At 43.4% G+C, this 13,365-nt stretch carries 11 protein-coding genes and 1 tRNA gene; 2 read left to right on the top strand and 10 right to left on the bottom strand.

Features of this window, described 5'->3' with window-relative positions:
* Window positions 1-323: 323 nt before the first annotated feature.
* From HGO97_RS01355 to glf, 3 genes are all read right to left on the bottom strand, one after another.
* A complete protein-coding gene (locus HGO97_RS01355; RefSeq protein WP_216238660.1) occupies window positions 324-1,055 on the bottom strand; it encodes a hypothetical protein in 732 nt (243 codons plus the stop codon).
* 159 nt (window positions 1,056-1,214) lie between these two features.
* Complete coding sequence (locus HGO97_RS01350) at window positions 1,215-1,634, bottom strand: GtrA family protein (RefSeq protein WP_216238658.1); 420 nt, start codon at window positions 1,632-1,634, stop codon at window positions 1,215-1,217.
* Window positions 1,635-1,644: 10 nt separating this feature from the next.
* A complete protein-coding gene (glf, locus tag HGO97_RS01345) occupies window positions 1,645-2,742 on the bottom strand; it encodes a UDP-galactopyranose mutase (protein WP_216238656.1) in 1,098 nt (365 codons plus the stop codon).
* Between the two features lie 414 nt (window positions 2,743-3,156).
* Between glf and HGO97_RS01340 the strand changes: the two genes are divergently transcribed.
* Window positions 3,157-4,389 carry a 6-phosphofructokinase gene (locus HGO97_RS01340; RefSeq protein WP_216238655.1) on the top strand — a complete coding sequence of 411 codons (1,233 nt, stop codon included), beginning with the start codon at window positions 3,157-3,159 and terminating at the stop codon, window positions 4,387-4,389.
* Between the two features lie 128 nt (window positions 4,390-4,517).
* Window positions 4,518-4,591: transfer RNA gene (locus HGO97_RS01335), tRNA-Arg, on the top strand.
* 61 nt (window positions 4,592-4,652) lie between these two features.
* Here the strand turns inward: HGO97_RS01335 and HGO97_RS01330 are convergent.
* The 7 genes from HGO97_RS01330 to mutY all read right to left on the bottom strand — a co-directional run bounded on the left by HGO97_RS01330 (window position 4,653) and on the right by mutY (window position 13,348).
* Entirely contained in the window at window positions 4,653-6,872 is a 2,220-nt protein-coding gene (locus HGO97_RS01330; RefSeq protein WP_216239176.1) for a bifunctional diguanylate cyclase/phosphodiesterase, read from the bottom strand.
* Window positions 6,873-6,892: 20 nt separating this feature from the next.
* On the bottom strand, window positions 6,893-7,978 hold the full coding sequence (gene trpS, locus HGO97_RS01325) for a tryptophan--tRNA ligase (protein ID WP_216238649.1): 1,086 nt from the start codon (window positions 7,976-7,978) through the stop codon (window positions 6,893-6,895).
* Window positions 7,979-8,219: 241 nt separating this feature from the next.
* Window positions 8,220-8,900, bottom strand: a complete 681-nt coding sequence (locus HGO97_RS01320) for a phosphatase PAP2 family protein (protein WP_216238647.1) — start codon at window positions 8,898-8,900, stop codon at window positions 8,220-8,222.
* Window positions 8,901-9,044: 144 nt separating this feature from the next.
* A complete protein-coding gene (locus HGO97_RS01315) occupies window positions 9,045-9,860 on the bottom strand; it encodes a glycerophosphodiester phosphodiesterase (RefSeq protein ID WP_330641428.1) in 816 nt (271 codons plus the stop codon).
* A gap of 25 nt (window positions 9,861-9,885) precedes the next feature.
* Window positions 9,886-10,806 (bottom strand): diacylglycerol/lipid kinase family protein, encoded by a 921-nt coding sequence (locus HGO97_RS01310; protein ID WP_216238646.1) that lies wholly within the window; start codon window positions 10,804-10,806, stop codon window positions 9,886-9,888.
* A 24-nt stretch (window positions 10,807-10,830) separates the two neighbouring features.
* Complete coding sequence (locus HGO97_RS01305) at window positions 10,831-11,439, bottom strand: TetR/AcrR family transcriptional regulator (RefSeq protein WP_216238645.1); 609 nt, start codon at window positions 11,437-11,439, stop codon at window positions 10,831-10,833.
* 169 nt (window positions 11,440-11,608) lie between these two features.
* Window positions 11,609-13,348, bottom strand: a complete 1,740-nt coding sequence (mutY, locus tag HGO97_RS01300; protein ID WP_216238644.1) for an A/G-specific adenine glycosylase — start codon at window positions 13,346-13,348, stop codon at window positions 11,609-11,611.
* Window positions 13,349-13,365 lie beyond the last annotated feature (17 nt).

Raw genomic sequence — 13,365 nt, 5'->3', positions numbered from 1 at the left:
TAGAAGAAAGCCCTGGGATTTCCTGGGGCTTTCTTCTATGCAATAAAATAGTACCTAGTCATCTGTTCATAATTTGTTCATTTATCATTCAAAAATCTTTCACTTTCTCCTCATTCTTTCTTCATTTCTCTTGCATATACTTAATATATCAAATGAAGAACAAGAACAGCTTCACTTGATATTATTACATCCGACAACAGGTGCAATACTATTTGAATAAACTTTTTCATAATACATGCCAGGGATTGAGCAATCAATCGCCTGGCATCCTCCCTTTTATAGGGTAATTTCTGATATGCTGTCCATCCCACTTTACTTCCATTCTACTCTTGTTCTTCCATTCCCATTGACTCTTCTCTGTTTTCGATTGCTGCTTGTACATTGATAATCTCTTTTTTGTTTCCTGCTGCGTGCCCGACGCATATTCCTACAAACAAAAGGACAATAGCCGCAATGATAAGTATTGATTTCTTTCTCTGTTTTTTCTCTTGTTTACATGTAATATTGGATATTTCTTTCTGAACTTGTCTTAGATTCTCGTACTTCTTTTTGGGATTTGTACCGAGACACTTTTCGATTATCCCGGACAATAGATATTCCTCTCTTCTTGTGAGGGAAATATAAGCTTCTGTATGAGCTAAGATAAACTGTATTGTTTTCCCCAGACTATATAGATCTGCAGACAGCCTGGTATTTTCATTGATCTGGACGATAGGTTTGGTGAAATGCTTTCTCACCTTTGGTGTCTGCATATATTTGATGATATTTGCATTACTTTCCGCGCTCATGTCCAAAAGGAGGAGATTTTCCTCTTCTGTCACCAGGATACTATATGGATTCAGATATCGGTATGTCTGTCCATTTTTACATCTGCTGTACTTCTCTGCTTCTTCCGTAAGCACCCTGAACCATTTAAATACCTGATCCTTGGTCATCCCACTGCAATCCTTCAACCGCTGTACGAGCAACTGCCCGGATGCACAGTCCATGATGATCCTGGACTTTCCTCCATGCTCAATAAACCTCAAAACCTCATAATTTTCTGTTGTAACCAATCATACTCCTTTCTACAGCTTTTACAAAACTTGAAATACTTATCAGAAACGATGCCGAACTTTTAAACGTGAATGATAGATAAATCAGACCTATCAGAATACTTGTATCTTACTTGATTTATATAAAAAATGCAAGCACTTTCATGCCTGCATTTTTCTTTATTCTTCTTTCTCTTTGTTTCCATTTTCCAGAAATACTTTTCTCGTGATAAAATTATAGACCATCACGACTGCCGTAGCCCCAATCTTGGAAATCATATAAAAAATATGAAGTTTATCCACAGCAATCCACATAATTAGCTGATTTATCCCCAATCCAATGATGCTTAGGATGATAAATACGGCAAAATCCTGTGTTTTGCTCCTCTCCCCGGTAACATTGAACACCCAATACACACTCAATACATAGTTAAAAATCACAGAAACTGTAAATGAGACAGCACAGGATATCAGGTAATTTACACCAAACAGCTCCGTCAGCAGAATCATGATTCCATAGTCGATCAGGAATGCCCCGCCGCCTACGACCGCAAACCGGACTAACTGCTGAAACAGGCTTGTACTCTTCTTTTCATCCATTGTGTACAACCTACATTTCTTCCAGTCTGTTCAGAGCAGCCTCTACGACCTTATCCATGTCATAATACTTATAGTCTCCAAGTCTTCCTCCGAAGATCACATTCTCTTCTTTTGCCGCAAGCTCCTTGTACTGCTCATAAAGCTTCGTGTTCTTCTCGTCATTGACTGGGTAGTAAGGCTCCATGCCCACTTTCCATTCAGAAGAATATTCTCTGGAAATCACCGTCTTGTCCTGCTTTCCGAACTCAAAATGCTTATGCTCTATAATCCTGGTATATGGTACTTCTCTATCCGTATAGTTCACCACTGCATTGCCCTGATAATTATCACAGTCAAGCACCTCAGTCTCAAATCGTACAGAACGGTACTCCAATGCACCAAGCTGATATCCAAAATACTCATCGATCATACCAGTAAAAATAATCGTCTCTGCGATCTCTGAATTCTCTTTTCTGAACTCGAAGAAGTCCACACCTGTTCTTACCTCGATTCCCTCCAGCATCTTCTCTACGATTGCTGTATACCCGCCAATAGGGATTCCCTGATATCTGTCATTAAAATAGTTATTATCATAAGTGAATCTAAAGGGAAGACGCTTGATAATGAATGCCGGAAGCTCCTTGCAGTCTCTTCCCCACTGCTTTTCTGTATACCCCTTGATCAGTTTTTCATATACATCATGACCGCCCAGAGACAGTGCCTGTTCCTCCAGGTTCTTTGGCTCCGTGATTCCAGTCTCCGCAACCTGCTTCGCGATCATCGCCTTCGCTTCCTGTGGAGTTCTGATTCCCCACATCTTGCTGAATGTATTCATATTGAACGGCAGATTATACAGCTCGTCCTTATAGACTGCGATCGGAGAATTAATATAATGATTGAACTCCGCGAACTGGTTCATATATTCCCAAATCTTTTTATTAGAAGTATGAAAAATATGTGCACCATACTTATGCACATGAATTCCTTCTACATCCTCACAATAGATATTCCCCGCAATATGGTCCCGCTTGTCGATCACAAGACACTTCTTTCCCCTTTTATTCAATTCATGGGCCATCACAGCCCCATAAAGGCCTGATCCCACAATCAGATAGTCATACTGATGCATTTCTCGCTTTCCTCCTAAAAATCCATTCTGACTGCCTTCAAATTCTTTCTACGGCAGCATAACCAAAACCACCTACGTCTAATCTGTCAGGACACAGCCAGATACAGATTACTTCTCGCTGCGCACCTTATTCCGGGCAATATTATAACATTTTCCCACCTTTCTGTATATAGAAACTCCTTACAAAAAACTGGCTTGCAGCCCAAATTTGTTACCATTCATATCACGAGGCATATGCAGCAGCTTCATTTCATCCTTTCATTTACAACCACAGCAATGTCGAATTTAGTCATTTTTACCAGATTTTTATTTTTTTCATTTACAAATTAGTCATTATGCACTAAACTAGGACTATAGGTTGTTTTCCGGGGGGAAAGCAGGACTGACAATAATTAAGACACGGAGGTAACATACATGAAAGGAAACGTAATCGTCGGACAATCCGGTGGCCCTACTGCCGCCATCAACTCAAGTCTCGCAGGTGTATACCGCACTGCGAAGGACCGTGGAGCAAAGAAGGTATATGGAATGCTGCATGGTATCCAGGGACTGATGCAGGAGAGATATATTGATCTGTCCGAATATATACAGACAGAACTCGATGCAGAGCTTCTGAAAAGAACTCCTGCTGCATTCTTAGGTTCCTGCCGCTATAAGCTGCCTGAGATCCATGAGGATGGTTCCGTTTATGAGAAGATTTTTGCAATATTGAATAAATTAGAGATAGAGGCTTTCATTTATATCGGAGGCAATGACTCTATGGATACCATTAAGAAGTTATCCGATTATGCCATTGTCACAGGACATCCGACCCGTTTTATCGGCTGTCCTAAGACCATTGACAATGATCTCGCTCTGACTGACCACACTCCTGGCTTCGGAAGTGCAGCCAAGTATATCGGCACCTCCGTGAAGGAGATTATCCGTGACAGCTTCTGTCTGGAATATGAGAAGGGACTTGTTTCTGTTGTAGAGATCATGGGGCGTAATGCCGGATGGCTCACTGGGGCCGCAGCCCTTGCCAAAGGCGAAGACTGTGCCGGTCCAGACCTGATTTATCTTCCTGAGCTGCCGTTCGATATTGAGAAATTTGGTGCAAAGGTCAGAGAATTACTGGCAAAGAAACCGTCCGTTGTAGTGGCTGTCTCCGAGGGAATCCGTCTTGCTGATGGACGTTATGTCTGTGAACTTGGACAGAGCATCGACTTTGTGGATGCATTTGGACACAAACAGCTCTCCGGTACTGCGAACTACCTGGCTAGCTATATTGCCGGTGAGATCGGCAGTAAGACACGCGCGATCGAGCTGAGCAGCCTGCAGCGTTCCGCTTCTCACTGCGCATCCCGTGTTGATATCCTGGAGGCTTATCAGGTAGGAGGTGCTGCTGTGAAAGCTGCCGATGAGGGCGATTCCGGCAAGATGGTAGTCATCCAAAGACTTTCCGATGATCCATACCAGAGCGGTACAGAAGTAAAGGATGTACACAAAATCGCAAATGATGAGAAGCTCGTACCAAGAGAATGGGTGAATGAAGATGGAAACTATGTAACTGACGAATTTGTAAACTATGTGCGCCCACTCATCCAGGGAGACGTATCGCCAGTCATGGTAGATGGAATCCCAAGGCATTTATTCCGTACATTATAAAATCTGTCATAAAGGTGGTTCCAGAAAAAACTTTTTTCAAATTTCACAAACTTTTTTTCTGGAACCGCTTGACAAAACCTAAAATCTATTATATACTGAATTTCGCTGTGAACGAGTTATTACAGCATGTGCGCGTAGCTCAGCTGGATAGAGCGTCTGGCTACGGACCAGAAGGTCGGGAGTTCGAATCTTCTCGCGCACGTTAAAAGGGACTACATACTAAGCAATTAGTACATAGTCCTTTTTTATTTTTTAAGAACCTTCTAAAAATATCTTTTTTCAAACATCTCCGGGACAATTGGTTCCCCAAAATAAAATCCCTGAATCAGATCTAATCCAATATCTTTTACTATGTCGTACTCCTCCTGAGTCTCAACACCTTCCATACAGACGCGTTTTCCTACATTATGACACAGTTCTGTAATAGAACGGATAAAGGTTCCCGTAAAAATATCGGAAGTCAGACCTTTTACAAAGGCTCTGTCAATCTTAATAATATCCGCCGGAGTATTCTTCAGCTCAAATAAGGAAGAATATCCTACCCCAAAATCGTCCATGGCGACCTTAATGCCCTTTTTCTGCAGACATTCCATCATATCATGCACCATGCCATCCTGCTCGATCAGATAGCTTTCCGTCAGCTCCAGAGTTATATTCTCATAAGGTACCCCCAGCGACTCCATGGTCTCATCTACAAAAGAAACAAAATCCTCTTCCAGTAGCTGCAGATAGGAAAGGTTAATGCTCATTTTAAAATCTGATTTTAACCTTCTCCACTCACGGCATTGTCTGACTGCCTTCTCAAAGATCCACTTTCCTACCTGAATGATCATGCCGCTTTGTTCCAGAATCGGAATAAACTCTAATGGTGAGACCCTTCCATATACAGAACAGTTCCATCTTGCAAGAGCTTCTGCACCATACAATTCCTTTGTCACTGAATCCACCTGTGGCTGGTAACTAACGGAAAATCCAGCATATTCTCTCTCAATGCTTTCCCGGAGCAGCTCCGTTAATTTCAGTTTCTTTTCCTTCCTCTGCAGGATTTCAAACGAAAAAACAGTGATTTTATTCTTTCCCATTGCCTTTGAGCATTCCAGTGAATAATTTGCAAACTTCAAAAGCTCCTGATAATTATCAGAATCATTGGGATAGGAGACATAACCCCCAGAAATTGTACAGTAATACTTGCGTCCATTATAATCCTGCTGCTTTTGGAACTTCTGCTGTATTCTGTTGAAAATCTCCAATGCCTCATCTTCATTGCCATTCAGGATCAGAACGCCAAATTCGTCCCCGTCGAGACGGTAGACTCTGGCATTATATGGAAGCAGCGCTGCAATCTTCTGTGCTGTCACACGCAGGATTTCATCTCCAAAAGAACGATTGTACAGGTCATTGATGTTGCGGAAGCTATCCATATCCAATATCATGATACCCAGCTCTTTTGTGCCCTCTTGGTCCACCAGATACTTCTTAGCATCCCCCTCGAACTCAAAACGGTTGTACAGCCCTGTCATATGATCTATCTGATCCTTACGTCCCAGGTTCGTAATCATGCCCGCAAACATATTCGGGACTCCTTGTTCATCACGAAACATCTTCCCGCGGCAGCGCAGCCAAATCCACTCTCCTCTGACATTCTTTGCCCGATATTCGATATCATGATATTCGGTACGTCCATCTGCGATGTCCTGGTTACTCTCCAAAAATCCCTTTTCATCATGTGGATGGATAATTTCTCCCCAGAAAGCGGCTGCATTTTCCACGATCTGCCCTGGAAGCCCAAATTCCTCTACCATCGCCGGTGGATATCGGAAGGTCCCTGTCTTCATGTTGCCCACGAAAATGTAATCATCTGTACTATATAAAAGTGCATCAAATAAATGCTCTTTATCGTATTCAAACTGCTGAATCCCATTTATGCCATCCTGATGCTGCTTTAACTTCTGCTTAGCCCGCTTGATATGATAGCTGCGCTTTTGGATATACATCTTAGCATCCGCCTTCGCGATGATATCTGAAACCGTATAGTGCTCTTCTGGATAGATCTCCACGAACCCATATGAAAAAGAGACGTCATAAAAAATGCCGTTCTCCTTTCTTTTTGCCTCAAGATTGTCTAATATATCCGCCATTCGTCTCTCTGCATTGCGCTGGTCTTCATCGTAATACGCCATGACAAATTCATCACCGCTCAACCTGAAGACCAGGTCATATGCTCTCAATTGACGAGTCATTAATGATGCAACATATCGGAGCATATGGTCGCCTTCCCTATGCCCGAACTTATCGTTCACATATTTCAGATCATTAATATCACAAAGAGCCACCGAAAGGACCTTCCTCTCGCACTTTGCCTTATCCAGCAGCCCTTCCAGATACTCCTTCCCTGCCCGGCGGTTCAATACCTTGGTCAGGTCATCATAATTTGCCCGCTCCAAAAGCAGTTTATATTCCTCTGACTCCCTCATATCCAGCATCATAATGACTCCTCTATCAATTATTCACGGAACTTCTCAGACTGCGTATTGATTAATTCCTGATCTTCGAAGTAATTGATTTTCATGGCTTCTTTTACATCACGCAATGTCTCTGCAGCCACCTGTTCTGCTTTCTCACTGCCCTTTTTCAGAATCTCATATACATATGGAATATCCTTCTGATACTCTTTTCTTCTGTTCCTGATCGGCTCTAGTTCTGCCTGCAGGACATTATTCAGGAAACGCTTCACCTTCATGTCTCCCAATCCGCCTCGCTGATAATGCGCTTTCAGCTCATCCAAATTCGCATAATCCGGCAGGAATTCTGCAAAATATTCTGGTCTGCAAAAGGCATCCAGATAAGTAAATACTGTATTGCCTTCTAATTTTCCCGGATCCGTCACCTTGATATGAGTCGGGTCCGTAAACATGCTAAATACCTTCTGCTTAATCTCATCCGGCTCCTCTGAGAGGTAAATGCAGTTGTTCAAAGACTTACTCATCTTTGCCTTCCCATCAATTCCAGGAAGTCTTAAGCAGGCAGAATTCTCTGGAAGGAGGATATCCGGCTCAACAAGTGTGTCCCCGTAGATCGAATTGAACTTACGCACAATCTCCTTTGTCTGCTCCAGCATCGGAAGCTGATCCTCCCCAACCGGAACGGTAGTTGCCTTAAATGCAGTGATATCGGCTGCCTGACTGATCGGATAGGTAAAGAATCCGACCGGAATACTTGCTTCAAAATTACGCATCTGAATCTCTGACTTCACGGTAGGATTACGCTGAAGTCTGGATACTGTAACAAGATTCATATAATAAAAGGATAATTCACATAACTCCGGTATCTGTGATTGAATGAATAAAGTCGACTTTTCCGGGTCCAGCCCGCATGCCAGATAATCCAGGGCCACCTCGATAATATTCTGGCGCACCTTCTCCGGGTTGTCCGCATTGTCAGTCAAAGCCTGTGCATCTGCGATCATAATAAATATATCATCAAACTCTCCTGTATTCTGCAGTTCCACTCTGCGCTTTAAAGAGCCCACATAATGTCCCACATGCAGCCTTCCAGTCGGTCTGTCACCTGTTAACATAATCTTTCCCATAACTTTCTACATTCCTCCTAAATAAATTTCTCATCGTGTGTTAACATTATAACACTAACATCACATTCTTGGCTAGTTAATAACGTATCTATTTCATAGATTCTCTCTATATAAAAAGGAAAAGGGCCCTATCAGATGGGTCACCGGCGTATATACGCCGTAACTGTTCATCTGAAAGAACCTTTTTGTACTCAGTTCATTTTCTATTATCAATCACACCTAATACTCTGTTCTACTTTCCCTACTTATGACCCAGAGCAGTCTGTCTCGACATCTTGGGAACCTTCTTTCTGCTTGTCTCATAGACAAACTGGTACAAGGTATATGCCATCAAAAATGCCGCCATAACATCAATTACCGAATGCTGCTTCAAAAACATCGTCGCTAAAATAATCAGTCCTGCTAAAATATAAGCACCCGCACAAATCACCTTATGCTTACGCAGTGCCTCACTGTGGTAAATTGCGATACACGCCCCCAGCGAATTAAATACATGAAGGCTCGGAAGGACGTTCGTTGGAGTGTCCGCCCGATAAAGAGTCCTCACCATATCTACAAAAATATTATCCCGTTCAAAATAGATGGGCCGCAGATTCAATCCATTCGGCATCAGTGTGGAAATCACGAGGAAAATCGTCATCCCTGTAAACATCAGCTTAGAGAGCTTATAAAAACCTTCCACATCTGTAAAGAAAAAGTAGAGGAATACGGCAGCTATAAATACGAACCATAATAAATATGGTACGATAAAATATTCAATAAATGGAATCTTATCATCAATCGCTGAGTGGATGACATGATAATTCACGGTCACATGCTTTTCCAGATACATGAACCAGGGCATGTAAATGAGTATATAGGCAAATACCCACCCATGCTTATACTTTCTTATGAGGCCTGCCGCCTTACTTTTCATGTTCATATTGAACGCTCCCTTTTCGAATCCGAACCTGTATCTTTTATACTGTCCCCTTTAACTAGCCCCGATTATAACACGATTTTGAACTGACAACAATAAAGTTCATAAAACATTAACAAAATCTTTTGAATTTCCGGGTATCTTTGCTTATTTTGCGCCCCCTCTCTCGAATATATACATATCAAATCTTCTCTGAGCTTCCCTCAGTTCATCCTCTGTCCGCAGCGTCCACACAGCAACGGGCGCCCCGAACAGATGTTGCACAAGCCACAGGCTGATATTGTGACTGTCCTTTAACTTATATGAAACAAAATCTGGCTTCCCGTAACAATTGCTTAACAAATATTTCACACAAAACCGCAGTATATAATGTGGCGCTTTATCACTCTTGACCAAATCAGAGGATAACTGTCCCCGCAGAATCCCAGGCCGGTTCTTCCTAAGCCACCCTAGGACCAGACAGTTAAAGGACTGTACAAGGTATGCCCCCTGGTATTCGTCTAACAATGCAGCAAGCTTGGCACAGATGTGTGTATCCTTTGTAGGCTGCTTTACCTCGATCAGCAGAGGTACCCTTCCATTAATATAAGTCAGGACCTCTGAAAAAAGCGGGATGCGCTCTGAAGTTCCACTAAGATAGCACTGCTTGAGTTCTTCCCAATCCATGTCCTCTATCTTCCCTTTTTTCCCACAGATTCTATCCAGGGTATCGTCGTGAAAAACCACTACTTTCCCATCCCGGGTCAGATGTATATCCAACTCAATTCCGTATCCCTCCTTAACAGCCAGCCGAAAGGCTGCCATGGAGTTCTCCGGGACTCCTTTTTCAACGCAATGAAGCCCTCTATGGGCCCACATCGTTCCCAAAAAGGGCTTCATCTGACTGCGCTTTGTCATCCGCGGCGCAATCATACATAAGTAAAAAAGTAAGAACAGCAAGAATAATATTAATATCCACATCATGTTCTGCAATCCCCTCTTCCTTCTTTTAAACTGTCAGCACGCGTATCTTTTCTTTTAACAATTCCGCCTTGATTTCTTTTCTCAAAAATACTGGTTCCCCGTCTGTATGAACAGCAAGGGCTCTTTTTGTCCTGATGCACACCTTATGACAGCGCATTACCGAAATCCCCGGGAAATGCACATGCCATCCCTTATATGCCGTCGGCAGAAGAAGCAGCACGACCAGTTTCGGAAGATTGGATATCACAATCACATCCAACATTCCATCATCACTCCTAGCCTTTGGGCAAAAATAAAAACCGCCTCCCTCATATGGATGATTCATTGCTGCCGCAAAATATACCTTTTTATATTTCTTAGGCTCTCCCTCATCCAATATGATCTCTGCCTCCACGGGCTTATCATGGAACAAACGATTCAGCGCAATCCCTACATAGGTCAGCTTTCCCAATTTCAGGCGGTTCAATAACACTTTAAGCCCAGAGACCGCTGCCTGATGGCAGATTGCCGCGTCAAAACCAATCCCTGTACTGACTGCAAATCTCCGTTCTTTTCCCGCGCGTGTCAGAAGCCCTACATCCATCTTCTTTATCTGACCAGGATGTAGGACCACCTCCAGGGCTTTATCCGGGTCCTTTGGAAGGCCAAGCCCACGGGCAAAGTCGTTACTGGAACCTGTAGGAATATATCCAAGGATTACCTTCTCGACATTCTCAATCCCATTTATCACCTCATTGACTGTACCATCCCCGCCAAGTACGACCAGGGTATGCTCACAGCCGTCAGATGTAATCTGACGAACGAGCTTCGTTGCGTGCCCTGGATAAGTTGTGCGGTAACATTCATATTCTATCTGCTTCTTGATCAATTCAGGCTCAATGACTTCCCATATCATACCTCCCATACCGGAGCGTGAATTTGGATTCACTATAAAAGTATATCTCATGCTATGCACCTCCGCGTCTGCCTGCTAGCTTTCGTAAAGTGTACTGTCCAGATACTTTCCAAGAGAACGTCTCATATTTCCTTCGAAATCTGCCTCTCCGTTTCTCAGACACCACTCAAATACATTTCCAATCACAATCATTCGGATATCTGTCGTAAACTCATCAATGTCTACATTAATCTTGATAATCCCTTCCCTGACAGCTTTCTCCACATATGTCTGAACCGTTACGATCGGATACGGGCGTTCTGTACGAATGGCTGGGTTCAATGCCTGATTCTTGGTATCATAATAGCCGGACATGAACTCTACCCCCAATTCTCTGCAGTACTCTACATAATTCAGATAGACATGTATAATCGCGATCTTGGCCTCGTCAGCATTCCTTGGCAGGTCCAGAAGATCTGGATTGATATTCGGCTGATCTTCTATATAGTAAGAAAGAAGATCGTCCTTTGTCTTAAAATGGTGATAGAAGCTCCCATTAGAAACCCCTGCCTCCTCACAAATATTTTTGATAGAAAGCTCTTCATATCCTTTTTTCTGCAGAATCCTCTTCGCCGCCCTGAAAATACGCTCCTTGGTCTCCTTAGACTTCTGCTGCTGCCTGGATAATTCTACTTTATCGCTCATAACTATACACTCCTTATCATCAGATGAGAATCACACCGGGCAGTCATTATATACACACCACCGTGCCAAATGTACGACACTGCCTGATTCCTGAATCATTTATCGGGTCCTATGGCTTAGTATAGCATAAAAGTACATTGCTTTCAAGAAAACAGAGTGAGCTCTAAATTTATATCAAACTTCCTCTATAAGCCTCGAACGCAGAGGGTATTGGATACTTTTCATCCAGTTCAGACTTCCGTGCAAAAATCATTTCCTCACTGCAGTTCTTTTCCAATTCATCCACCTTAATCTCATATCCGATCATATGCCATTCTACATGACTGAAAATATGTTTGGCTTTCTCTGCCTTTTTCACATGAATTGGGGCCAGTCCAATAGAATTACTATATTCTATGACCTGTTTCCGGGTCAAATGCCCCTCCAGGTTGGGCAATTCATATAAACCGGCAAGAAGTCCCTTGGAAGGGCGTTTTCTAATAGCAAGCGTATCACCGTCTTTGAAAATCAAGACCGTCCGCTTCTCTATCCTGCGCGCCTTCGCTTTCGCCTTCACCGGAAGCTTTGTCTCCATCCCCTTCGCCCTGGCCTGGCAGAGCTGTGCAGCCGGGCATTCCTCACACTTGGGCTCTCCATTCGGAACACAGACAATCGCCCCCAGTTCGATCAGACCCTGGTTAAAATCTCCAGGTGCATCTGCGGGAATCACTTCCTCCAGCGCCTTCTCGATATCTGCTCTCACACTTGCTTTCATAATATCTTCCTCGCTTGCCAAAAGCCGGGACACGACTCTTAGTACATTCCCATCCACAGCCGGCTTTGGCAGCCCATAAGCAAAGGAACTGATTGCCCCTGCGGTATAGCTTCCTATTCCCGTCAAAGATAAAATTTCCTCATATGTTTCTGGAAATTTCCCATGAAAATCCACCATGATCTGCTGTGCTGCCTTCTGCATATTCCGTACCCGGTTATAATATCCCAGCCCCTCCCACAGCTTTAACAGTTGATCTTCCTCCACCTCGGCCAGATCCTTCACTGTGGGAAGCTTACTAAGAAATCTATCATAGTACGGCTTCACAGCCTCTACCCGGGTCTGTTGAAGCATAATTTCAGATACCCATACACGGTAAGCACTGATATCATGTCTCCACGGCAGATCCCGTTTATGTTCCCTGTACCATCGGATCAATGGGACTGCCGCCTCTTTTAAAATAGGATTCCCCAGCACGACGGATACAGGTTCATCCAGAACAATCGAATCAGGAGTGACCTGACAGTCATATGCCAGGATATTCACACCTGAGGCCTTCGCCTTTTTCAGCGCCTCACCAAATGCAGGCTGTGTATCCACATTTGGAGTAAAGTAGCGGATTCCTTTCATCTGAATCACAAAGATAATATAGGCTTCATACCCATCCTTCACTGCCTGACATAATTCCTCCACATGCTTGACTGCACGTTCACTCGGAGCATCCGGGAAACGTGCCACTCCATTTTCCTCCAGGGTAACGCCCTTTACCTCTATAAAAATTTTTCGATTCTCTAGCTCTCTGGTTTCGACGTACAGATCGAACCGTGAGTTCCCATAGGTGGTCTCCGGTCTTACATAAGGCGCCTCTCCAAAAAGGCCTCCTCCCTCGATCCATTCCTGAACCACCCGGTTCGGAATCTGAGAATCCATATTTACCATGGTGCTCCCTTTTTCCACTGCGATCAGATCCCACTTTGTCTTTCTCTCTGGGTTATCGCTCTTCTGTACATAGATGTCCGCTCGGGGCCTTAAAAGCTCGGCGCAGCGTCCAGTATTCTTCACATGAATCGTTTCTTTCCTTCCATTTATTTCCGCGTAAGCGATAAATCGGTTCGGCCGCTCCAGAAATACTGCTTTCTCTATTCTTTCATATCTCATATGTCTTCCATTTTTCT

The sequence above is a fragment of the Faecalicatena faecalis genome (assembly GCF_012524165.2).
Classification (GTDB): domain Bacteria; phylum Bacillota; class Clostridia; order Lachnospirales; family Lachnospiraceae; genus Faecalicatena_A; species Faecalicatena_A faecalis.
The sequence above is the reverse complement of the archived record's forward strand: the minus strand, read 5'-3'. Positions and strand labels throughout refer to the sequence as shown.